The 23067-nt window shown below is 50.0% G+C and carries 18 protein-coding genes; 13 read left to right on the plus strand and 5 right to left on the minus strand.

What is annotated here, in order from left to right; genetic code table 11:
- Positions 1 to 158: 158 nt before the first annotated feature.
- The 3 genes from ACYVI9_RS09040 to purN all read right to left on the minus strand — a co-directional run bounded on the left by ACYVI9_RS09040 (position 159) and on the right by purN (position 3251).
- Complete coding sequence (locus tag ACYVI9_RS09040) at positions 159 to 1745, minus strand: N-acyl-D-amino-acid deacylase family protein (protein WP_460763596.1); 1587 nt, start codon at positions 1743 to 1745, stop codon at positions 159 to 161.
- A gap of 56 nt (positions 1746 to 1801) precedes the next feature.
- The gene (locus tag ACYVI9_RS09045) at positions 1802 to 2587 is read right to left on the minus strand and encodes a hypothetical protein (protein ID WP_460763599.1); all 786 of its coding nucleotides are present in this window, start codon (positions 2585 to 2587) and stop codon (positions 1802 to 1804) included.
- A 73-nt stretch (positions 2588 to 2660) separates the two neighbouring features.
- Positions 2661 to 3251, minus strand: a complete 591-nt coding sequence (gene purN / locus ACYVI9_RS09050) for a phosphoribosylglycinamide formyltransferase (RefSeq protein ID WP_460763601.1) — start codon at positions 3249 to 3251, stop codon at positions 2661 to 2663.
- Positions 3252 to 3604: 353 nt separating this feature from the next.
- Between purN and ACYVI9_RS09055 the strand changes: the two genes are divergently transcribed.
- The 12 genes from ACYVI9_RS09055 (at position 3605) to ACYVI9_RS09110 (ending at position 18363) form a co-directional block, all read left to right on the plus strand.
- Positions 3605 to 4894: a c-type cytochrome gene (locus ACYVI9_RS09055; protein ID WP_460763603.1), complete on the plus strand. Its 1290-nt coding sequence runs from the start codon at positions 3605 to 3607 to the stop codon at positions 4892 to 4894.
- Positions 4895 to 4988: 94 nt separating this feature from the next.
- On the plus strand, positions 4989 to 8141 hold the full coding sequence (locus ACYVI9_RS09060; protein ID WP_460763606.1) for a TAT-variant-translocated molybdopterin oxidoreductase: 3153 nt from the start codon (positions 4989 to 4991) through the stop codon (positions 8139 to 8141).
- A 65-nt stretch (positions 8142 to 8206) separates the two neighbouring features.
- Entirely contained in the window at positions 8207 to 9658 is a 1452-nt protein-coding gene (gene nrfD, locus ACYVI9_RS09065; RefSeq protein WP_460763609.1) for an NrfD/PsrC family molybdoenzyme membrane anchor subunit, read from the plus strand.
- Between the two features lie 87 nt (positions 9659 to 9745).
- On the plus strand, positions 9746 to 10333 hold the full coding sequence (locus ACYVI9_RS09070) for a DUF3341 domain-containing protein (RefSeq protein WP_460763612.1): 588 nt from the start codon (positions 9746 to 9748) through the stop codon (positions 10331 to 10333).
- A gap of 72 nt (positions 10334 to 10405) precedes the next feature.
- Positions 10406 to 11095, plus strand: coding sequence for a c-type cytochrome (locus tag ACYVI9_RS09075; protein ID WP_460763615.1), 690 nt, complete (start codon positions 10406 to 10408; stop codon positions 11093 to 11095).
- A gap of 31 nt (positions 11096 to 11126) precedes the next feature.
- Positions 11127 to 12371, plus strand: a complete 1245-nt coding sequence (locus tag ACYVI9_RS09080) for a quinol:cytochrome C oxidoreductase (protein ID WP_460763618.1) — start codon at positions 11127 to 11129, stop codon at positions 12369 to 12371.
- 78 nt (positions 12372 to 12449) lie between these two features.
- Positions 12450 to 13538 (plus strand): cytochrome c oxidase subunit II, encoded by a 1089-nt coding sequence (locus ACYVI9_RS09085; RefSeq protein ID WP_460763621.1) that lies wholly within the window; start codon positions 12450 to 12452, stop codon positions 13536 to 13538.
- Positions 13539 to 13572: 34 nt separating this feature from the next.
- Positions 13573 to 15381 (plus strand): cytochrome c oxidase subunit I, encoded by a 1809-nt coding sequence (locus tag ACYVI9_RS09090; protein ID WP_460763624.1) that lies wholly within the window; start codon positions 13573 to 13575, stop codon positions 15379 to 15381.
- A gap of 60 nt (positions 15382 to 15441) precedes the next feature.
- On the plus strand, positions 15442 to 16335 hold the full coding sequence (cyoE, locus tag ACYVI9_RS09095) for a heme o synthase (RefSeq protein ID WP_460763627.1): 894 nt from the start codon (positions 15442 to 15444) through the stop codon (positions 16333 to 16335).
- A 28-nt stretch (positions 16336 to 16363) separates the two neighbouring features.
- Complete coding sequence (locus tag ACYVI9_RS09100) at positions 16364 to 16933, plus strand: cytochrome c oxidase subunit 3 (RefSeq protein ID WP_460763630.1); 570 nt, start codon at positions 16364 to 16366, stop codon at positions 16931 to 16933.
- Between the two features lie 20 nt (positions 16934 to 16953).
- Positions 16954 to 17838 (plus strand): cytochrome c oxidase subunit 3, encoded by an 885-nt coding sequence (locus ACYVI9_RS09105; RefSeq protein WP_460763632.1) that lies wholly within the window; start codon positions 16954 to 16956, stop codon positions 17836 to 17838.
- A gap of 27 nt (positions 17839 to 17865) precedes the next feature.
- Complete coding sequence (locus ACYVI9_RS09110; RefSeq protein ID WP_460763635.1) at positions 17866 to 18363, plus strand: cytochrome C oxidase subunit IV family protein; 498 nt, start codon at positions 17866 to 17868, stop codon at positions 18361 to 18363.
- 61 nt (positions 18364 to 18424) lie between these two features.
- On the opposite strand, the gene ACYVI9_RS09115 is transcribed toward ACYVI9_RS09110, so the two are convergent.
- Positions 18425 to 19072 carry an HAD family hydrolase gene (locus ACYVI9_RS09115; RefSeq protein ID WP_460763637.1) on the minus strand — a complete coding sequence of 216 codons (648 nt, stop codon included), beginning with the start codon at positions 19070 to 19072 and terminating at the stop codon, positions 18425 to 18427.
- 81 nt (positions 19073 to 19153) lie between these two features.
- Between ACYVI9_RS09115 and ACYVI9_RS09120 the strand changes: the two genes are divergently transcribed.
- The gene (locus ACYVI9_RS09120; protein WP_460763639.1) at positions 19154 to 19954 is read left to right on the plus strand and encodes a glycoside hydrolase family 16 protein; all 801 of its coding nucleotides are present in this window, start codon (positions 19154 to 19156) and stop codon (positions 19952 to 19954) included.
- A 233-nt stretch (positions 19955 to 20187) separates the two neighbouring features.
- Here the strand turns inward: ACYVI9_RS09120 and carB are convergent, their stop codons facing one another.
- Positions 20188 to 23058, minus strand: a complete 2871-nt coding sequence (gene carB, locus ACYVI9_RS09125) for a carbamoyl-phosphate synthase large subunit (protein WP_460763642.1) — start codon at positions 23056 to 23058, stop codon at positions 20188 to 20190.
- Positions 23059 to 23067 lie beyond the last annotated feature (9 nt).

Genomic DNA, 23067 nt, shown 5'->3' on the forward strand with positions numbered 1-23067 from the left:
AACCACAATATAAGTTGTAGCAACGAACTACGAATAATTCGTAATCTGTTTAACTTTTATTTGTGAAAAGACGCCGAGAAGGCCCATCAGGGCCGGCGTAAATGCCTACGGTTTGCTAACAACTGTTTGGTTCTCAGCGGACTCGAATGAGCTTTTTTTCAGGGTTGCAGACTTTTTCCCGGCCCGTACAGGGGTTGCCCGGCACGGGCGCCTGTATGCCGTTCCTGGTCCACCGTGAGCTTTCCGTTGACCAGCACATAATGGAACCCTTTCGAATAGGCATGTGGTTTTTCAAAACTAGCCTGATCGCTGACGGTGGCGGGGTCAAAGATGACGATATCGGCTGCGAGGCCCTTCCGAAGTAATCCCCGGTCCTTCAGCTGAAATTTTTGTGCCGGAAGCGAAGTCATCCTGCGGATGGCTTCTTCCAGACCCAGGACCTGTTGCTCCCGGACATATTTACCCAGGACCCGGGCGTTGGTTCCATAGCCCCGGGGATGCGGCATACCCTGATTAAATATCCGGATCGAAGCATCACTGGCAAACATATTGAAAGGAAACTGCATGATGCGCCGGACATCGTCTTCGCCCATTCCATGAAATACACCGCTGGCCCCGCCGTTCAGCTGTATGTCAATAATCGTCTGGGCTTCGGCCCGGGCCTTGTGTTTGCGACCCAGCAGGCGGTTGATGGTTTCAATGCTTTTTCCATTATAGGAAGTATCGGCGCCGTAATAAGCCACTACCGCGTAACTGTAATGTTTGAGTTTCCTTTTCTTCAGGCGGCGTACCATATCATCGATCACTGCTTTTTTGATCCGGGGATTGGTCAGCCGGGCACGTACACTGTCCTGGCCATCGGCCAGGATCGCATCGGGCAATAAAGTACTGATCGAGGTACTGGAAGCGGTATAGGGATACTGATCGATCGTGACATCGATGCCCTCTTTTCTGGCGGCAATCACCTGAGCGAGGGTTTGGCGACTGCGCCCCCAGTTCTGCTGCCCACTGACTTTAAAATGTGAAATCTCTACCGGAAGACCGGCCTGGCGGCCAATCCCAATGGCTTCCGCTATCGCCTCGCTGACTTTATCACCTTCATTTCTCATATGGGAGGCGTAAACACCGTGGTAACCCGCCACCACTTTGGCCAGGTCCGTGATTTCAGCAGTCGCCGCATAAGTGCCCGGGATATATATCAGTCCGGTAGACATACCTACGGCACCGTCCTGCATGGCTTTTCTGACCAGGGCTTCCATTTGTTGCTGTTCTGCAGCAGAAGGCAGGCGGTTGGCCCGGCCCATCACGCTACGGCGGACACTGTTATGGCCGATCAGACTCGCTACATTTACCGAGAGTTTCAGCGAGTCGATCCAGGAAAAATAACGGCCCAGATCCACATTGGAAGAACCGCAATTTCCGGCAACCACGGTGGTAACACCGTCATAAATAAAATTATCCGCCGTGGGATTGGCGGTTTCATCGCCTTCAATATGGGTGTGTACGTCAATAAAACCCGGTGCCACCACCAGCCCACTGGCATCAATGGTACGGGCGGCATCAACCCGGAGCGCCGGACCCATCGCCAGTATCCGGCTCCCGGAAACGGCGATATCTCCATAATACCAGTTATTGCCGGTTCCGTCAATAATTTTTCCGTTTTTGATCAACAGATCACAGGAGCTTTGCGCCTGCAGCAGACCGGAGGCAAGCAGCAGCGGCAGGACAGGCCAGAATTTTTGCATGGATGCAATTTATTCTTTTTTTAAAAAATCGTCCGGATCCGGGGCAGAAGGACAGGTCAGGGCTCCCGGGGATCCACCATGACCTCTTCTCCGGTGGCACCCTCCCGCCAGAGAGGGGAAGCAGGCTGGCCGGTTTTAAACCTTTCGTAGGAGTCCTTGATATATTTATGGAAGGTATAATCGTTGGCCATCGAGGTAAACAGGTAGGATGGCAGGTATTGCAGGATAAACTGATTGATCACACTGTCCCGGTCTTCCTGGGTGATGCGCCTGATCAGGGCCTTACTGAAACGATGCCGGACATAGGATTCCCGTTCTTCAGAAATCAGCCGATCCTGAAATGATTGCATCTGCCGGTTTTTCCGGAACCGGAATGAATTGATAATGCCGTCCAGGTCCAGTCCGGCGGTTCCGTCATTATTGGTCACGGTACCCAGTCCGGGTTTGCGGTAATTAAAAACTTTGGCATAATCCTGACGGTTTTGCAGCGAATCCTGCCGGTAATTGGGATTGCGGACCCGTGCTTCCGGCAGAATCGGAATATAGGTCTGCAGTGATATATCAAAGGAAAAGGGGGTTTTGATATCTTTTACGGCAAATTTCCGGGTGGGTTTATTCAGGTAACTGAACCAGATGGAGTCCGATTCATGAACGGTCAGGTTATAATCACCATAACGGTTGGTGACTGTTCCGCTGCCATCAGAACTGATGACCGATACCAATTCTATGGGATAAGTGCCTGTGCTGTCGAAGACGGTTCCTTTCAGGGTCACCTGCTGGGCCGCTGTCTGCTGACTGAGTCCCCCTGCAATAAATGCCAGTATGATGCCGATCTGCTTCAAAATGATAGATTCACAGGGTCAAAACAAGTAAAGAAATTCTAAATAGTTTGGTAAAATGGATGACCGGTCCGTTTCAGGCCTTCAGGTCCCGCTGGATGCCGCTGATCAGGCCGCCGATTACTTGTGGAAAATGATGGTGCTCCAGTGCGTGAATCCGGGCGGCCAGGGTCTCCGGATCATCACCGGGCAGCACCGGGCACCGGGCCTGAAATATAACAGCACCATGATCGTATTGTTCGTCCACATAATGGATGGTGATGCCGGTTTCGGTTTCGCGGTTGCGAATGACCGCTTCGTGGACATGGGCGCCGTACATCCCTTTACCCCCATAGGCGGGCAAGAGGGCGGGGTGGATATTGACGATTTTCTGGGGGTAGGCTTCGATCAGGGGAATCGGGATTTTCCATAAAAAACCGGCAAGTATTATAAAATCTATGCCATTTTTCTGTAAAAATGAAGCGTAACCGTCCGTTTTATAAGCGTTTTTTTCCAGGAGCAGTTCCGGAATACCCTCCCTGCGGGCAATATCGAGCACACCGGCCCCGGGTTTATTGCAGGCGATCAGGCTGATTTTTGCCAGTTCGCTGTTTCGGAAAAAATCGATAATTTTCTGTGCATTGGAACCCGCACCGCTGGCCATGATGGCCAGATGTAATCTCTTCATGTATTATATATATATATAGTCGCTACAGACTGGCGGCTGCTGGTTTCCCTTTTTCTGAAAGCCTCCCGTCCACTGCTGCAATATAAAAGCTATTTGGCGAAATACCCGCAACCCGATTTTCTTTAATTCCGGCCTCAAAACGGAGATGTTAACATCTTAAAGAGGTCAGAATCAGATGACTTTCCAATGACAAACAATTTTTGGCTTTCAATTTTTGCATCTGGAAATCGGCTGAAACGCAGGCTGGTAGCGGCTTTAAAAAATTTTCATTTTGTTGCTGTTATGTTAACGCCGCGCCTTATTTTTGCAGTCTGTCAGAGGTTTTTATCCACATTTTAGATTTTAAGAGTTTTATGAATAATCGAAAACATTTGTATAACCGGCTAACCTTACTCCTGATCGCATTTTTTGTTGTATTTGCCAATGCTGCGGTTGCCCAGGATGCTGTGCAGGAGGGTAAGTCATTATTTGTTTCCAAATGTCAGAGCTGTCACGCCCCGGATATGTTGTCCGATATGACCGGTCCCGCCCTGTATACAGGCGTTCAGGAATGGTCGGATAAGGACAAACTGCATGAGTGGATCAGAAACAACGCCAAGCTGATTGCCTCGGGATATCCCCTGGCGGTGGAAGTGTCCAAAAAGAAGCCCACAACGATGTCGACTTTCCCGGACCTGACTGACGAACAGATCGACGCGATCCTCCAGTATGTAGACGCCAAGGGTAGTGGAAAACTGGATGCTGCGGCAGCTCCTGCTGGTGGCGCTGCTCCTACAGAAGGACATGGCTCCAGTGGCAGTAATATTATGTATGGCGTGGTATCAATGATCCTGGCCCTGGCTGCCCTGATCCTGATTTTCGTCAATTACAACCTGCAGAAAGCTTCCCGGGATGCCGAGGGCGTGAAAGCCGCTCCTTCTCTTCCGGTATACCGCAATAAAACCTATCTGGCAATTTTTGCCATCGTCCTGTTCCTGGTCGGCGGCTATTTTACGACTACGGCAATGATCAATGTCAACCGCCAGAAACATTACGAGCCCCGTCAACCGATTTTTTATTCCCATAAAGTACATGCCGGCATCAATCAGATCAACTGTTTGTACTGCCACGGCAATGCCTGGGAAAGCAAAACCGCCGCTATTCCTTCAGTGAATGTATGTATGAACTGTCATAAGACCATTCAGAAATACAACGGACCGGAACTCAAAGACAAAAATGGCAAAGTAGTAGACGGTACGGCTGAAATTCAAAAACTGTATGAATATGCAGGCTTTGATCCGGCAAATGCCGATGCCTGGGATGGTTCTAAAGCCAAGCCCATCGAATGGGTGAAAATACACAACCTGCCCGACCATGTGTATTTTAATCACAGTCAGCACGTTAGAGTGGGGAATGTACAGTGTCAGACCTGTCATGGTGAAATCACCGGCATGGATGAAGTTTATCAGTTTGAGCAACTGAGCATGGGCTGGTGTGTGAACTGTCACCGTCAGACCAAAGTAAATTTCAATACTTCGGACTCTACCGGTAATCAGTTCTACAGCATTTACGAGAAATTCCATAATGATATCAAGTCGGGCAAGATGGACAGTGTCACCGTAAAAGATATCGGTGGACTGGAGTGTCAGAAATGTCACTATTAAGAAAAGGAAAGAAAGCGGTGTGGTAAAGAAAGTCTGTAGAGAGGGCCGCCGCAGGAAATCAGCATATTAGCAAATCAGCACATTTAGAGAGCATATGAGTAATAAATACTGGCAAGGATTCGGACAGATCAATGATCCAGAAGGTTTTGACAAAAAAGTTTCTGATGAGTTTCAGGATGAACTGCCGTTTGAAAATTTCGATGATAAAGGTTTACTGGATGCCAAGGCCCCGCGCAGGGACTTTCTGAAATACCTCGGCTTCAGTACGGCAGCCGCCACACTGGCCGCCAGCTGTAAGACCAAAGTCCGCGATGCGATACCTTATGCGGTAAAACCCGATAATATTATTCCCGGCGAAGCAAAATATTATGCCACTACTTATGTGTTTGGTGGTGATGCTGTGCCGGTGGTGGCCAAAGTACGGGATGGTCGTCCCATCAAGATCGAAGGCAATGAACTGTATGCTTATACCAAAGGCGGTACTTCTGCCGCGGTACAGGCTTCCGTACTGGATCTTTATGATACCCACCGGCTGCGGCATCCGCAGCGTAAAGTGGGCGATAAATTTGAAGAGAGCACTTACGAGCACCTGGATAAAACCATACAGGCCGAACTGAACAGTGCGGCAGAAGTGGTTTTTCTGACCAGTACCATCAATTCGCCATCCACCCTGGATATCATTTCGAAATTTCCGAAGCTGCGGGTAGTGTCCTACGACAGCCTGGGCTACAGCGGCCTGCTGGAAGCCAATGAAGCCAGCGGATTTGGCCGGGTGATTCCTACTTACAAATTTGAAAACGCAGACGTCATCGTGAGCCTGGGAGCGGATTTCCTGGGTACCTGGCTGCATCCTATCGAACAGGCTGCAGGTTATACCAGGGGCAGGAAGATCGATGAGAAAGCACCCAAAATGAGTAAGCATTATCAGTTTGAAAGCTTCCTGAGCATGACGGGTGCCAATGCTGATGAACGCTTTACCCACCGTGCGTCCCAGACCGGCGCGGTAGCGCTGGCCTTACTGGCGGCAGTGGGCGGTGGCGTGACAGCGCCCCAGCTGGAAGCCGGCTTATCCGCAGGGATTGCCAAAGTCGCCCAGCAACTCCAGGCCGCCGGCGGCAAAGGCCTGGTGGTTTGTGGTTCCAATGACGCCCGGATCCAGACCCTGGTCAACGCCATCAACAGTGCCATCGGTGCTTACGGCAATACCATCGACCTAACCCGGACTTCCAATTTGTCCAAATCCATCAATAAAGAATTTGAAGACCTGCTGACCCAAATGGAAGGCGGTCAGGTGAAAGCCCTGCTGATTTACGGGGCCAATCCGGTATATGACTATTTCAACGGCGCCCGAGTGGTGGCGGCACTGAAAAAGGTGGCCACTACGGTTTCCTTTACTGAAAGACTGGATGAAACCACCCAGCTTTGCAAATACCTGCTGCCCACCCACCATTATCTGGAGTGCTGGGGCGATGCAGAACCCAAGACGGGGGTGTATGCTTTTGTACAGCCGACCATCAACCCGCTCTTTAAAACCAGGGCCTATCAGGATGCCTTACTGAAATGGAGCGGCAATCCGGCAGAATATCATGATTACCTGAAGACTTTCTGGGAAGGCCGGCTGGGCGGTGAAACCGCTTACCTGAAAGCCCTGCAGGACGGTGTCCTGGAAACGGCTGCCGGTTCCGGCGGTACTTATTCAGGCGCAGCGGCAGCAACCGCAGCCGCAGCAGTAGCTGCCCTTCCTGCCGGTGGTAAGGATGAACTGATCGTTTACCGCAATGTGGGTGTGGGAACCGGTACCGGTGCCACCAATCCCTGGCTGCAGGAACTGCCTGATCCCATTACCCGGGCGACCTGGGGCAACTATGCCCTGATTTCGCTTCCCAAAGCAGCGGAACTGGGTATTGAGCTGGACATGGATTACGAATATTATCCGCAGAAGCCGGTTATTAAAATACAAAGTGGCAAATACAGTGTGGAACTGCCGATCCTGGTTATTCCCGGTATGAATGCCAATACCATTGCCGTGCCGCTGGGTTACGGCCGGGCGGACAGCCTGGGAAGATCTGCGGCCGGTGTGGGCGAGAATGCCTTCCCCTTTACCTCACTGAGCGGTGCCAATATCAGTTTTGTAGCACCCAATGTGACGATTACGGATGCGGGCAGAAAAGAAAAAATTGCGCAGACCCAGATTCATAATTCTTATGAAGGACGGGTGGAAGTGGTGCGCGAAACCACGCTGGCAACTTTCAACAAATATCCCAATGAGATCAAGGAATTCCGGGATCATCTGGAGGAAGCCTATGGCCGGAATGCCAATGATTTTCAGGCCAATAACCTGAATTACAGGAAAAATGGTACCCTGTACGGGGAGCATGAGAAAAATGGGTTGAAATGGGGCATGAATGTGGACATGAATGCCTGTTATGGCTGTGGCGCCTGCGTGGTGGCCTGTCATATTGAAAACAATGTGCCCATCGTTGGTAAAAATGAAGTGGCGCGTTTCCATGATATGCACTGGCTGCGAATCGACCGGTATTTTGTGAGCGATGAGCAGCATCCCGATCAGCTGAAGGGCGTGGTATTTCAACCCATGATGTGTCAGCATTGTGATAATGCCCCCTGTGAGAATGTTTGTCCCGTAGCCGCTACCAACCACAACGAAGAAGGGATCAACCAGATGGCCTATAACCGTTGTATCGGTACCCGTTATTGTGCCAATAACTGTCCGTTTAAGGTCCGCCGGTTCAACTGGCTGGATTATACCGGAGCCGACAGCTTCCCGGACAATCAGGATCAGCAACTGGTCGGTAAACTGGACGACGTGGTCTTCCAGATGAATGATCCACTGACCCGTATGGTATTGAATCCTGATGTAACGGTACGTTCCAGAGGTGTGATGGAAAAATGTTCTTTCTGTATTCAGCGGACCCAGCATGCCAAACTGGAAGCCAAGAAACAGAACAGGCCTTTGCGGGATGGCGAAGCAAAAACCGCCTGTATGCAGGCTTGTAATGCCGATGCGATCGTATTCGGTAATATCGGCGACAAGGACGCACGTATCACCAGGGAAAGACTGGAAAATCCGCTGCGTCTTTTCTATTCTCTGGAACAATTGCACGTGCTGCCGAATGTCAGCTACCTGGCCAAAGTCAGAAATACAGAAGAAGTGATCGAGAAAGAGGGACATGGTGCAGGACACGAAGCAGGACATGAAGCGGCCCCGGCTGCCGAAAGTCATCATTAAGCAGCTTTCGTGCTCGGCGGGACCCAAATATTGAATCAGACCTTTTAGAATTTTTATAAATAATTATGTCATTAATCAGATACGAATCACAGGCAAGAGACCCATTGGTTGAGGGAAACAAGACCTACCATGATGTTACGGTGGATATCTGCCGTCCCGTGGAAGCTACGCCCAGCAAACTCTGGTGGGTGGGATTTATCATTTCGCTTGGTTTATTAGGTTTTGGTGTGGTGTCCATCTACATGGATGTGACCTACGGGATCGGACAGTGGAACCTGAACAAGACCGTTGGTTGGGGATGGGATATCACCAACTTCGTATGGTGGGTGGGTATCGGTCATGCCGGAACCCTGATCTCCGCGATCCTGTTGCTGTTCCGTCAGGGATGGCGTACCGGGGTAAACCGTGCCGCGGAAGCGATGACCATATTTGCCGTTATGTGTGCGGGACAGTTTCCGATCTGGCACATGGGTCGGGTATGGAACGCGTTCTTTGTCATGCCTTATCCCAACACCCGGGGCCCTTTATGGGTGAACTTTAACTCGCCGCTGCTCTGGGACGTATTTGCGATTTCAACGTATTTTACGGTCTCCCTGCTGTTCTGGTACTGCGGTCTGTTACCGGATCTGGCGACCCTTCGGGACCGTGCCAAACTGAAATGGAGAAAATTCTTTTACGGCGTAGCTTCCTTTGGCTGGACGGGAAGCACCAAGCACTGGCAGCGTCACGAAGCCCTGTCGCTGGTCCTGGCGGGTCTGTCTACTCCCCTGGTACTTTCGGTGCATACCATTGTATCCTTTGACTTTGCGACTTCAGTCATCCCGGGCTGGCACACGACGATCTTCCCGCCTTATTTTGTGGCCGGGGCGGTATTCAGTGGTTTTGCCATGGTACAGACCCTGCTGCTGATTACCCGGAAAGTATTACGACTGGAACAATATATTACCATCGAGCATATCGATGTAATGAATAAGGTAATCGTACTGACAGGTTCCATTGTAGGTATCGCCTACCTGACCGAGCTCTTTATCGCCTGGTACAGTGCGGTACCTTACGAATGGTTCGCATTTAAAGAGAACCGGTTGAATCTCAGCAGTCCATATGGATGGAGCTACTGGCTGATGATGGGTTGTAACGTACTGTCTCCGCAGATTTTCTGGTTCCGGAAACTGAGAAGAAACCTGCTGGTTACCTTCTTCATGAGTATCCTGGTGAATATTGGTATGTGGTTTGAGCGTTTCGTGATCATCGTGACTTCGATTTACCGGGATTACCTGCCGAGCTCCTGGAGTACCTATTATACACCGACCATCTGGGAGATCGGCTTTTATATGGGTACCTTCGGATTGTTCTTTACCTGTTATTTCCTGTTCTCTAAATTCTTCCCGGTTATCGCCATTGCAGAGATCAAACATATTCTGAAAAGAAGCGGTGACAGCTTTAAGGAAAATATGACCGTTCAGGAATCGGAAAGCTTCGAAGCATTTGAACATAATGCCCATGACGATCACCATTAATCCGGTTGTCAGCGGCAGGGGTAACAATTGAAAAAATAAGGTTCAGTGAAAGATCTTTCCGAAGCTGAATCCAGTAACAAGATAAATATGAACGTTAAAAAATTTATTGTAGGTAATTTTTATGAGGAAGCGGTGTTGTTTCCTGCGGTGACCAAAGTACGCCGTGCAGGATACAAAATACACGATGTGTATACCCCCTTTCCCATACACGGTCTGGATAAGGCGATGGGTCTTAAGGATACCGATCTGCACATCGCCGGCTTTATTTACGGCATTACCGGTACCTCGACCGCCATTGGTTTTATTACCTGGATGCTGACGACGGACTGGCCGATCAATTTCGGGGGTAAACCTTATTTTTCGCTGCCCGCCTGGATACCCATTATGTTTGAGCTGACGGTGTTGTTTTCAGCGGTGGGTATGGTGCTGACTTTCTGCTGGCTCTGCCAGCTGGCGCCTTTTGTAAAGAAGGACCATTTTAACCTCCGCAGTACCGATGATACGTTTACGATGGCAATTGAGTGCACCGACAAGACCAATGAGGCAGAGGCCATCGCTTTTCTGCAAAGTATGGGTGCCGAAGGCGTGGAAGTGCAACACAGGGAAGCGGATTGGTGGATCGGACGTTACGATGTGGAAACAGTAAGGTTTGGCAAGCGGGTCCCGGAAGTTTAAATAAAAGCAGCGGCCATCCGAATACAGGGGCGGGTATCTACAATCAAGTATCGATTTTCAAGAATCATGAATATGAATAAAAATAGTTCCATAAAAAAACATACAAACTTATTCTCGGGTCTGGCATTTACGGCAGTCGTATTGGGCAGTCTGGCGGTAGCAGGTTGCGGTGCGGATACCGATCCGGGGATCGCTTATATGCCGGACATGTTTTACAGCCGGGCTTACGAAACCTATCAGCCGACGGATGCGCTGAGGGATTCCGGGATTTATTATAACCGCATGCCGGTTGCCGGTACCGTAGCCCGTGATGAGGACCTGGCCTTTCATTTTACTTTACCCTTTGATTCTGCCGGTTATGCCCAGTCTGCCCAGCTGAAGAATCCGCTGGATACGGCCCTGGCTTCCATCGATATGAAGGAGACAGAAAGGCTCTACCTGGTCAACTGCGGCATCTGTCACGGGGCCAGCCTGGACGGGAATGGTCCGCTGTTCAATGGCGGTGACGGTCCTTTTACCGCTGCGCCCAAGAATTTTAAGGATGCAGAAATGATCGCCATGGCGCCGGGTACCATGTTTTATTCGATTACTTACGGTAAGGGACAGATGGGTAGTTACGCTTCCCAGCTTTCCCCCAGACAACGCTGGGAAATTGTGGCCTATATCAAGGCCCAGCAGGGCGGTGCGGCGCCGGCCGCAGACAAGGCGCCGGCAGTCGCAGCGGATTCAACAACAACCGTCGCTACCGCATCAGCAAACTAAATTGAAAACAGATTATTAAAAGATACAGGGAATGTCAGTTACAGAACAGTTTACACCAACGAAAAAATACAATACGATATCCTATGCGCTGATGGGCATAGGTGTGGTAGCCATAATTGCCTTGTACATTGCCACACATGGGGCAGTGGCCAGCGAAGAGGAAGCCCATGCACAGCATGCCCGTTTCTGGGCCAGTCTCCTGCAAAACAGCGTCTATTTTCTGTTGGTGGTAAATGCCGCCATGTTTTTCATGTGTGCCACTACCCTTTCCTGGGGGGGCTGGCAAATCAGTTTCAGCCGGGTTACCGAAGCGGTATCGGCGGCTGTACCGGTGATCGGATTCCTTACCTTAATCATTCTGATGGCCATCATTTTCTCCGGACAACATAATATTTATCACTGGCTGGACACGGACCATGTTGCCCATGATCCCATATTGAGCCAGAAAGCCGGATTCCTGAACAGAGGCTTCTATCTTACGGTAACGGTCCTGACCATCGGACTCTGGTCCCTGCTGGGCTGGAAAATGAGGCAACGTTCCCGCAGTCTGGATACCAACCCTCCCACTACCGTGGCAGAACGCAAAAAGTTTTTATGGAACAATACCGTGGTGGCCGCGATTTATATTGTCGTATTTGCACTGACCATCATGTCTTCCCTGCCCTGGCTCTGGCTGATGAGCATTGATGCACACTGGTACAGTACCATGTACAGCTGGTATACTTTTGCCAGTACTTTTGTGGCCGGCCTGGCGCTGATTACGCTCTTTGTGGTCTTTTTGAAGAATTCCGGGTACCTGCCGGTGGTCAATAAAGAGCACCTGCATGATCTGGGTAAGTTTATCTTTGCTTTTTCTATCTTCTGGACCTATCTCTGGTTTGCCCAGTTCATGTTGATCTGGTATGCGAATATTCCTGAAGAAACGGTTTATTTTAAACCCCGCGCACTAGGCGCTTATGCCGGTATTTTCTGGATGATGCTGACCATTAATTTTGTGGGGCCCATCCTGATTCTGATGAGCCGGGATTCCAAACGTAATTATACCATTATCACTTTTGTATCCATCATCGTCCTGTTCGGTCACTGGCTGAATTTTTATCAGATGGTATTCCCGGCTATTTCTCCCGGCAAAGTACCCTTTATCCTGGCCGATATGGGCGTGGCACTTTTATTTGTAGGGCTGATCATGTACGTGGTAGGACGGAGCTTAAGCAAGTATCCGCTGGCGGTTAAGAACCACCCGTTCTCCAAAGAAACCGTAATACATCATACCTAAAACCTTACCGACCCACGTTATAAGCAATTGATAACAGGTGAACGAAAAGAATAGAACAATAACAGAACAAAACACATCATGCATACTTTTTTATTAATATCGATTTTAATATTAGGTTTTATCATCACCTTCCAGATTGCGCGTGCAACGGAGTTTGTCTCCATCATCAGGGGTGAGGAAAAAACCCGCAGGCAATCCAACAGGGTAAATGCTTTTCTGTTGCTGCTGTTCCTGATTGTAGGATTATTTGGTGTGTATTGGACGCATCATACCCTGGGCGACAAGGTATTGAAATTCGGTACGGCGGCTTCCGATCATGGTTTGAAGGTCGACCGGATGATGAAGTATACCCTGATTGCCACCGGTGTGGTATTTGTCGTAACGCAGATTTTATTGTTCTGGTATTCATTCCGTTATCAGGAAAGAGAAGGCCGGAAAGCCTATTATTTTCCGCATAATAATAAGCTGGAGCTGATCTGGACCGTGGTTCCGGCTATCGTCTTAACGATACTTGTTACTTTTGGGTTGATCTACTGGTATCAGATTACCGGCAAAGCGCCTGAGAATGCGATGAAGATCGAAATCGTGGGCAGTCAGTTCCAGTGGGAGTTCCGCTATCCGGGTAAGGACGGTATTTTTGGAAAGAAACATTATACGAAAATTGATCCCGGCGCGGATAATACCTTGGGGCTGATCTGGGAAGATCCGGCCACCCATGATGATATCGTCATCAGCAGTGCACCGATGCACCTGGTGGTGAACAAACCCGTTAAGCTGATCATTGGCGCCAAAGACGTAATCCACAGTGTGGGCCTGCCCCATTTCAGATTGAAGATGGATGCGGTTCCCGGCACGCCGACCACCCTTTGGTTTACGCCTATCAAAACAACCAAACAAATGATCCAGGAGACAGGAAATGACAAATTCGTCTATGAGATCGCCTGTGATCAGATGTGTGGTGCGGGTCATACCGGTATGCGGGGTGAGATCATTGTGGAAACCCAGGAAGAGTATGATCAGTGGATGGCAACGCAGCAGCCCAAGTATGGCGCCGTTCAGGAAGCAGCAGCACCCGCTGCGACGCCGGCAAGTGACAGTACGACTGCAGCCACGCCCGCAACAGACAGTGTACAGGCAGCAGGAGCTGACAGTGCCAGTGTGAATTAATTAATTAAAGAGGTGCAAGAAAAAAATTAGTATTATGAGCGACATTTTACATACCCCATCAGAAGTGGCAGCACAGGGTCATCACGAAGGCCATCATGTGCATGCCCACCATAAGGAAACTTTTATTACCAAATACATTTTCAGCCAGGATCATAAAATGATCGCCAAACAATTCCTGATCACCGGGATCATCTGGGCGATTATCGGGGGGCTGTTTTCGGTATTGTTCCGGTTGCAACTGGGTTTTCCTGATCAGAATTTTCCGATACTGGAAACCATATTCGGCCGTTGGGCAGAGGGCGGTAAAATCAAGCCTGAATTCTATTATGCACTGACCACCATGCACGGTACGGTGCTGATCTTCTTTGTACTGACCTCTGGTCTGAGTGGTACATTTGCCAACCTGCTGATTCCATTGCAGGTCGGTGCGCGGGATATGGCTTCTCCGTTGATGAATATGCTGTCCTATTGGTTTTTCTTCGTGGCAGGTATTGTGATGCTGGCCTCGCTGTTCCTGCAGACCGGTCCGGCCTCGGGGGGATGGACGGTCTATCCGCCACTCAGTGCCCTGGGCCAGGCTACAGAAGGCTCGAAGGCGGGGATGGATTACTGGATTATTTCGATTGCGCTGTTCGTGGTATCCGGTCTGCTGGGTAACCTCAATTATATCGCTACCATTCTGAATATGCGTACCAAAGGGATGTCGATGACCCGGGTCCCGCTTACGATCTGGGCCCTGTTGTTTACCGCCATTCTGGGCGCCCTGTCCTTCCCGGTACTGCTGTCTGGTCTGATCCTGTTGTTGTTTGACCGTCACCTGGGTACCAGTTTCTATCTGAGTGATATTTATGTAGCCGGTCAGGCACTGTCGAATGAAGGGGGTAATGCCATCCTGTTCCAGCACCTGTTCTGGTTCCTGGGGCACCCCGAAGTATATATTATTATCCTGCCCGCCATGGGACTGGTGTCTGAAGTCATGTCGGTCAATGCCCGTAAACCCATCTTTGGCTATACCGCGATGATCTTCTCGCTCTGTGCCATTTGTGTACTGGCCTTCCTGGTCTGGGCCCACCATATGTTTGTGACGGGGATGAACCCCTTCCTGGGATCGGTCTTCGTGCTATTGACCCTGCTGATTGCCGTGCCTTCAGCGATCAAGGTCTTTAACTGGCTGACGACACTCTGGCGAGGAAATATCCGTTTCACACCAGGGATGCTGTTCGCGATCGGATTTGTGAGCATGTTTATCTCCGGGGGGCTGACGGGTATCTTTCTGGGGAACTCTACCATCGATATTCACCTGCATGATACCATGTTTGTGATCGCGCATTTCCATATTGTAATGGGGGTATCGGCCTTTTTCGGTATGTTCTGCGGTATCTATCACTGGTTCCCCAAAATGTTTGGCCGGTACATGAACAATACCCTGGGTTATATCCATTTCTGGGTGACCCTGATCGGTGCCTACCTGATCTTCTGGCCCATGCACTACCAGGGATTCGCAGGTATGCCCAGAAGGTACCTGGATAAAAGCAGCTGGGTCAGTTTCAGCCAGTTCCACGGACTGGACGCCATGATCACTGTAGTGACCGTGATGGTATTTGCGGTACAGCTGTTATTTGTTTTTAATTATGTCTATTCGATCTATAAAGGCCGTCGGGTACGCAGTCAGAACCCCTGGGGTGCCAATACCCTGGAATGGACGACACCCATTCATCCGGGACATGGTAACTGGGAAGGAGAAATTCCGGAAGTGCATCGCTGGCCCTACGATTACGGTAAGGATGACCGGGATTTTATCCCGCAGACAGAGCCGATCAGAAAAGACGAGTCGGCCCATTAAGGTGCAGCCGGCCCGAATTTCCTGAGCGACGTGACATTGATCAATGAAAAAAAGATAAGATTGAAACAGGAAGGTGGACTGAAAGATTATATTCAACTCATAAAACCTTCTTTGAGTATCATGGTGGTTTTCAGCAGCGTAATCAGTTACCTGCTGGTGCCGGAAGTACTGATCGATTGGTGGCGGATACTTTTGCTCTTTGCAGGCGGGATGTTGGTGACAGGAAGTGCCAATACCATCAATATGGTAGTGGAAAAGGACACCGATGCGATGATGAAGCGGACAGCGAACAGGCCGATTGCCAGTGGCCGGATCAGTGTGGATCAGGGCTGGGGCTTTGCGGTACTTACCGGAGCGTTGGGGGTGTTTATACTGGGGTATTGTTTCAACTGGACGGCGGCCCTACTGGCGGCATTCAGTTTGTTTTTATACGCTTTTGTATATACACCGCTGAAGAAAGTCAATTCGATAGCGGTCCTGGTAGGCGCTTTTCCTGGTGCGCTGCCCTGTCTGATCGGCTGGGTGGCCGGCTTTGTTCCGGGACAGCAGATAGACTGGCTGGGCGGTGCGGTGATGTTTGGCATCCAGTTTTTATGGCAGTTTCCGCATTTCTGGGCCATAGCCTGGGTAGCCCATAAGGACTACAGCAATGCCGGTTTTAAATTGCTGCCGAGTGATAAGGGACCGACCCGGTTCACAGCCTTGCAGGCGGTTGTCTATTCCCTGCTGCTGGTACCGATAACCCTGGCACCTTTTTTCACCGGTATCTGCAGTTTTGAGGATATCAAGGGCATACTGGCGCTGGTACTGATTGGGGCGGCCAATATTTTTATGATTGCCAGATCAGTGGGACTGTACCAGAAAATGGATATTCCCAGCGCCCGTAAAGTCATGTTCGGCAGTTATATGTACCTGCCGGTCGTATTGCTGGCGTTGCTGCTGGCAAAAAGTTGAGGACAACAGTAATAAAAAAAGCTAGATAGTGGAACTTGTGAGTAATGATCAACATAAAAGAATTCACCCGCATAAATTTATGATGTGGGTGGCCATGGCCAGCGTGACCATGATGTTCGCCGGTCTGACCAGTGCTTTTATCGTAAAGAGTAATCTGACCGGATGGAGAAATATTGTGCTGCCGGATATCTTCTGGGTGTCTACGGTGGTGATGATCGTCAGCAGCCTGACCATGCAACTGGCGGTCCGCTCCTTCAAGGAACGTGATATGCGAAAATACCGCGTCTGGATCACCACCACTTTTGTGCTGGGACTGGTATTTGTGGTCTGTCAGATTATCGGTTTTACCGATCTCTGGGCGCAGAATATCCGGTTTAAGGGTTCTTCGGGAGCAGGACAGTTCTTTTATGCAATTACCGGACTGCACGCCCTGCATATTCTGGGTGGTGTGGTGGCACTGACCATCATTCTGATCCGCTCACTGATCGGGCGCGTGAAAGTGTACAGCCCTGTACCGATTGAGGTCATGAGTCTGTACTGGCATTTTGTAGATATACTTTGGGTATATCTGATGATATTCTTTTTAATAGTAGGTTAAAATTTTTAATATTCACAGGAATGGCAAATGAAGCAACAATAACAACACATCGGACCAAATGGTGGAGCGGGGGAAAAAGCCCTTTTAATATCGAGTATGGAAAGGTGATGATGTGGTATTTTTTAATGAGTGATGCCTTTACTTTCGGGGCGTTCCTTATTTCCTACGGCACCATCAGGTTCAGTGCCAACTACTGGCCGGATCCCAACGTGGTTTTTAACGCCCTGCCCGGCGCAGGTCATGCGAACCTGCCGCTGATCTTCGTGAGTATCATGACCTTTATTCTGATCATCAGTTCGGTCACCATGGTGCTGGCGGTACATGCGGGCCATAACCGGAACAAGAAAGACGTACAGAAATGGCTGATCTGGACCATTATCGGTGGTCTGGCCTTCCTGAGTTGCCAGGCACTGGAATGGCATCACCTGCTGACGGCCACCCATCCCACGCTGGTAGATGGTAAGATTGAACTGATTGCCCAGACTACAGTGCGCAACCCCTGGGGATTTCCGATCACCGGACATGAACTGACTGCCGCGCTGCAGCAGACTTCCAATAATACCCTGGCCGCTTTGGTGGAACACAACCATCTTTCATCACTGAGCCATCAGCAGTTACTGGATACCCCCAAAGACCAGCTGATTCAGATACTGAGCAGCAGTCCTGATTTTAAAGTGCATGGAAAAGGTCCTGCAGCCTTTGGCGGATTTTTCTACGGCATTACCGGATTCCACGGATTCCACGTATTCAGCGGGGTAGTGATCAATATTGTCATGCTGATCATGACATCATGCAATGTATTTGAAAGAAAAGGGCATTACCTGATGATCGAGAAAGCCGGTCTGTACTGGCACTTTGTGGATCTGGTCTGGGTATTTGTATTCCTTTGTTTCTATCTTATCTAAATTACCGTACTACTGAATAAATTATTTATGTCGCAACATTACGATCCAACAAAAGATATTTCCCCATCGGCCGCATACCCCGAAGTAGCGGAAGCGCATCATCATGTGGATGACGCCACTTTCAGAAAAAGGGTATTCCGGACTACCTGGATTTTATCCATTGTTACCATTATTGAGCTGGCCATCGGCTTTACGATTTATTTCCTGCATAAAGGGGTGCCGCCATATTTTCTGGTATTATTCCTGAAAGGTGCGGTATGTATCCTGACCTTGGCCAAAGCCTATTATATCGTTTCGGTGTTCATGCACCTGGGCGATGAAATCCGTAATTTCCGGTTGACCATTGTCACGCCGCTGCTGTTGTTCATCTGGTTTATCACCGCTTTCCTGATTGACGGTAATTCTTTCAGGGATCTGAGAAATACCTATGATCCTTATTATAAGGAAATTACGACACCTCCGGCCCATCATCCGGCAGAAGCGCCTGTTGCGGAACCACCCAAAGGCGAAACCGGCGGGCATTAATCCGCAGCAAAAAAGATATCGATCCCGGGCCCCAGGTTCCGGGATTTTTTTTAGGTCAGCTTCAGTAAGCCGACAGGTCCAGGGTCTCGATGCGCTGGTCCGGTAACAGTAGGTGGGTATGAATGCCCAGGGCGGCAGCAGGGGGCAGGTTGGAGCTGGTATCGTCTATAAAGAGGCTGTCTGCAGCGTCAATACCGGCATCAGCCAACACCCATTCGTAAATTTCAGTGTCGGGTTTTCTTTTATGGATTTCATGAGAAAACCAGGCCCGGCTGAAATAGGATTCCAGACTGCGGCCCTTCAGCCGCTGCAGTTCCGCAGAAAAATGATCATAATGGATGCGGTTGGTATTGCTGAGCAGGTAGAGCCGGTAGTCTTTTTGCAGCCGGTCCAGGTAATCCAGCGTAGCATTACGGTAGTCAATCAACAGCGCATTCCAGGCATGCCGTAGTTGTTCATCGCTCACTGATACACCGGTATGGTCCCGGAGCTCCTGATAAAAAGCCGCTGGTTCGATCAGACCTTTTTCCAGTTTGCGGAACAGATCCGAAGCGTTATGCTGTGAATACAGCTGCCGGAAACCGGTAAAACCCAGTTGCTCAAAAGCGGCAAAACTGCGTGTAAAGTCAATGTTATAAATGACGCCGCCAAAATCAAAAATGATATGCTGTACCATGGGGGTGAAGATAAACCTGTTTTTTTTGTTCACTTGAGAAAAATTTCAATAGTTTTAAAGTTGGTCTTCACCGGCCCGATGGAAAGGATGGCGGGTCAGCTAAATCATTGGTGTATGAAGTATATAATTCTTTGTTTTTTTATGGGCAGCCTGGCGTTCCGGGCGGCGGCTCAACAGGAGACCTGGACCCTGATCTGGGCCGACGAGTTCAATTACAGTGGCGCCCCCGACAGCAGTAAATGGGATTATGACCTGGGCAATGCCGATGGCTGGGGTAATAATGAACTGCAGTATTACACCCGGGAAGCCCCGAATGTAAGGGTAGAGGACGGCCTACTGACTATTGAGGCCCTTAAAGAAACCCGGGACAGTGCACAATACAGTTCCGCGCGTCTGGTGACCCGGGGCAAAGCCTCCTGGCAGTACGGTAAGATTGAAGTACGGGCAAAAATTCCGTCGGGCCTGGGTTCCTGGCCGGCCATCTGGATGCTGGCCGATCCGATGAAAGCCTGGCCGGATGACGGGGAGATTGATATCATGGAACATGTGGGCTATGATCCCGGCGTGGTGCATGCTTCGATTCATTGCAAGGCGTATAATCATGTAATAGGTACCCAGAAAACCGCCACCACCCGGCTGGAAGACCCGTTCGGTGATTTTCATTTGTATGCAGTGGAATGGAACGCTGATTCCATCGTAGTGACCCTGGACAACCAACCATATTTCAAATTTGTAAACGAACACAAGGACTATGCGCACTGGCCCTTTGATAACAGGATGTACCTGCTGCTCAATATTGCGGTAGGCGGTAACTGGGGTGGCCAGAAAGGGGTGAACGACCGTGATTTTCCATTGAAAATGGAGGTCGACTATGTCCGGGTCTACCAGCGGCCGACCCCGGTCCCTGCGCCTTGAAACCGGTGACAAAATCAAATTCGGGGCTTTCGCTAAGGAAACGCTTCCGGCCTGTCCTGCCAGCTCCCGTTGCAACAGGCCCACTTCTCTACTGGACAAGAAGGTCCTGATCGGCGTCGCAGCAGCATCCATTCCCAAATATTACGGCAGTAAAAATCCGCCAACCGCTGCGTGGGTGCAGGTGATGGCGGACAGGTATTCCCGGATCGCCAACTCGGTGGCAGCCGGGAAAATTATTTACTCAGGAACATGCTGCGGTCCTTATACAGTTGCCGGAAATAAGGATCTTTCAGGTCTTTGATAAAGCGGATGGCTTCACCCGTACTCTTCATTTCAGGACCGAGTTCCTTGTTCACATTGGGAAATTTACTGAAACTGAATACGGGTTCCTTGATGGCATAACCTTTCAGTTTCTTTTCAAAAGTAAAATCAGTGAGTTGGGCCGCACCCAGCATGACTTTGGTGGCAATATTCAGATAGGGGATCTGATAAGCTTTGGCGATGAAGGGGGTCGTGCGGCTGGCGCGCGGGTTGGCTTCAATCACATAAACCGTACCCTCTTTGATCGCAAACTGAATATTGATGAGTCCGCGGATATCCAGGGCCCGGGCGATTTTTTCTGCATAATGCTCCATGGTTGTCACTTCCAGCGGGGAAAGGTTGAAGGCCGGCAATACGGCATTACTGTCTCCGCTATGTATACCTGCAGGTTCAATATGTTCCATTACGCCCATGACATGAAAATGGGTACCGTCGAAAATGGCATCCACTTCCGCTTCCTGGCAACGATCCAGAAAATGATCAATAAGGATCTTATTGCCAGGAATATGTTTCAGCAGGCTGACAACTGCTTTTTCCAGTTCATCATCATTGATGACGATCCGCATCCGCTGCCCCCCCAGTACATAGGAAGGCCGCACCAATACCGGATAGCCTACGCGGTTGGCTACTTCAACTGCCTGATCCACATCCCAGGCCGTGCCGTAATCAGGGTAGGGAATGTCCAGCTCCTTGAGCATATCACTAAAGCGTCCCCGATCCTCCGCAATATCCATATTGTCGAAGGAAGTACCAATGATGGCCACGCCCATATCCTTGATTTTTTCGGCCAGTTTCAGGGCCGTCTGTCCGCCCAGCTGTACAATGACACCGGCAGGTTGCTCATATTCAATGAGTTCCCGGACATGTTCCCAGTAAACCGGTTCGAAATACAGTTTATCAGCCATATCGAAATCAGTGCTCACGGTTTCCGGGTTACAGTTCATCATGATGGCTTCATAACCACTTTCCTTGATGGCCATCAGTCCGTGGACGCAACAATAGTCAAATTCAATGCCCTGACCGATCCGGTTGGGACCGCTGCCCAACACGATGATTTTCTTGCGGGCGCCTTCTTTGTTGATGGTATCCGCCTCATTTTGGACAATGGCCGCCGAAGCTTTCAGCGGCGTTTCGAAAGTCGAGTAGAAATAAGGGGTCTTGGCTTCAAATTCCGCGCTGCAGGTATCCACCATTTTATAGACCCGGGTAATACCCAGTTCCTTCCGCTTCCTATAGATATCGTCTTCGGCCAGGCCGGTCAGCGTCGCGATCTGCGCGTCACTGAAGCCATTGACCTTGGCTTCCCGCAATAAGGGTTCGGTCAGCGCCTCAGCACCAAGCTCGGTCAGTTTCTTTTCAATGACACATAATTTCTGGATTTCAGAAAGGAACCAGCGGTCAATGCCGTTGGTGGCCTTGGAAATCGTTCCTACGGAAATACCTGCCATCAGGGCGTCTTTTATCCGGAAAATCCGGTCCCATTTCGGGGTCTTGATATATTCCAGTAACTCTTCGGCATGCATCAGACTTTTACCATAATAACCCAGGCCGATGGCATTGTTTTCCAGGCTCTGACAGGCTTTCTGAATGGCTTCATTGAAGCTGCGGCCAATGGCCATCACTTCACCCACACTTTTCATCTGCAGGCCCAGCGTATCATCAGCGCCTTTAAATTTATCAAAGTTCCAGCGGGGGATTTTCACGATCACATAATCCAGGGCCGGTTCAAAATATGCGGAAGTGTTTTTGGTAATCTGATTTTCCAGCTCATCCAGGTTATAGCCAATCGCCAGTTTGGCGGCGATCTTGGCAATCGGGTATCCCGTGGCCTTGCTGGCCAGGGCCGAAGAGCGGCTTACCCGAGGATTGATTTCGATAGCGATGATTTCTTCGGTCGCCGGGTTCATCGAGAACTGTACATTACAGCCACCGGCAAAATTACCCAGGTCACGCATCATTCGAATAGCGGTATCCCGCATCAGCTGCATACCGGTATCACTCAGGGTCATGGAAGGGGCAACCGTGATGGAATCGCCCGTATGAACGCCCATGGGATCAAAATTTTCTACGGTACAGATAATACAAACATTATCCGCACTGTCGCGCAATAGTTCCAGTTCAAATTCTTTCCAGCCCAACACCGCCTGCTCCACCAGCACTTCGTGTATCGGGGAAGCCTGCAATCCCCTGTTCAGGGCCTCATCCAGCTCCTCTTTGTCATGGACAAAACCGCCACCAGTACCACCCAGGGTAAATGAAGGGCGGATGACCAGCGGAAATCCGATTTCCTGGGCAAATTCCTTGCCTTCCAGGAAGGAATTGGCGGTTTTGGCGCGGGCCACCTGGATCCCCATTTCAATCATCCACTGCCGGAATTTCTCCCGGTCTTCTGCCTTATCGATGGCTTTGATATCCACGCCGATCAGACGTACATTAAATTGTTGCCAGATGCCCATCTCTTCAGCTTCCTTGGCCAGGTTAAGTGCGGTCTGGCCCCCCATGGTGGGTAGTACGGCATCAATCGGATGGCCGGCTTCTCTGGCTTCGGTCAGGATCTGTTCAATACTCTCGGGTGTCAGCGGCAACAGGTAAACCTTGTCGGCCATCATGGGGTCGGTCATTATGGTGGCGGGGTTGCTGTTGATCAGGGTGACCCTGATGCCTTCTTCACGTATACTGCGGGCAGCCTGGGTGCCGGAATAGTCAAATTCACAAGCTTGACCGATAACAATGGGGCCGGAGCCGATAATCAGGATAGATTTGATAGATGTATCTCTGGGCATTTTTAATTT

The sequence above is a fragment of the Niabella terrae genome (assembly GCF_054783135.1).

Bases quoted from the DNA above. Each gene is read 5' to 3' on its own strand.
- ACYVI9_RS09070 (WP_460763612.1), top strand. From the start codon at position 9,746: ATGAACGTTAAAAAATTTATTGTAGGTAATTTTTATGAGGAAGCGGTG.
- ACYVI9_RS09060 (WP_460763606.1), top strand. From the start codon at position 4,989: ATGAGTAATAAATACTGGCAAGGATTCGGACAGATCAATGATCCAGAA.
- ACYVI9_RS09080 (WP_460763618.1), top strand. From the start codon at position 11,127: ATGTCAGTTACAGAACAGTTTACACCAACGAAAAAATACAATACGATA.
- ACYVI9_RS09055 (WP_460763603.1), top strand. From the start codon at position 3,605: ATGAATAATCGAAAACATTTGTATAACCGGCTAACCTTACTCCTGATC.
- ACYVI9_RS09085 (WP_460763621.1), top strand. From the start codon at position 12,450: ATGCATACTTTTTTATTAATATCGATTTTAATATTAGGTTTTATCATC.
- ACYVI9_RS09040 (WP_460763596.1), bottom strand. From the start codon at position 1,745: ATGCAAAAATTCTGGCCTGTCCTGCCGCTGCTGCTTGCCTCCGGTCTG.
- carB (WP_460763642.1), bottom strand. From the start codon at position 23,058: ATGCCCAGAGATACATCTATCAAATCTATCCTGATTATCGGCTCCGGC.
- ACYVI9_RS09105 (WP_460763632.1), top strand. From the start codon at position 16,954: ATGGCAAATGAAGCAACAATAACAACACATCGGACCAAATGGTGGAGC.
- nrfD (WP_460763609.1), top strand. From the start codon at position 8,207: ATGTCATTAATCAGATACGAATCACAGGCAAGAGACCCATTGGTTGAG.
- ACYVI9_RS09075 (WP_460763615.1), top strand. From the start codon at position 10,406: ATGAATAAAAATAGTTCCATAAAAAAACATACAAACTTATTCTCGGGT.
- ACYVI9_RS09090 (WP_460763624.1), top strand. From the start codon at position 13,573: ATGAGCGACATTTTACATACCCCATCAGAAGTGGCAGCACAGGGTCAT.
- purN (WP_460763601.1), bottom strand. From the start codon at position 3,251: ATGAAGAGATTACATCTGGCCATCATGGCCAGCGGTGCGGGTTCCAAT.
- ACYVI9_RS09120 (WP_460763639.1), top strand. From the start codon at position 19,154: ATGAAGTATATAATTCTTTGTTTTTTTATGGGCAGCCTGGCGTTCCGG.
- ACYVI9_RS09110 (WP_460763635.1), top strand. From the start codon at position 17,866: ATGTCGCAACATTACGATCCAACAAAAGATATTTCCCCATCGGCCGCA.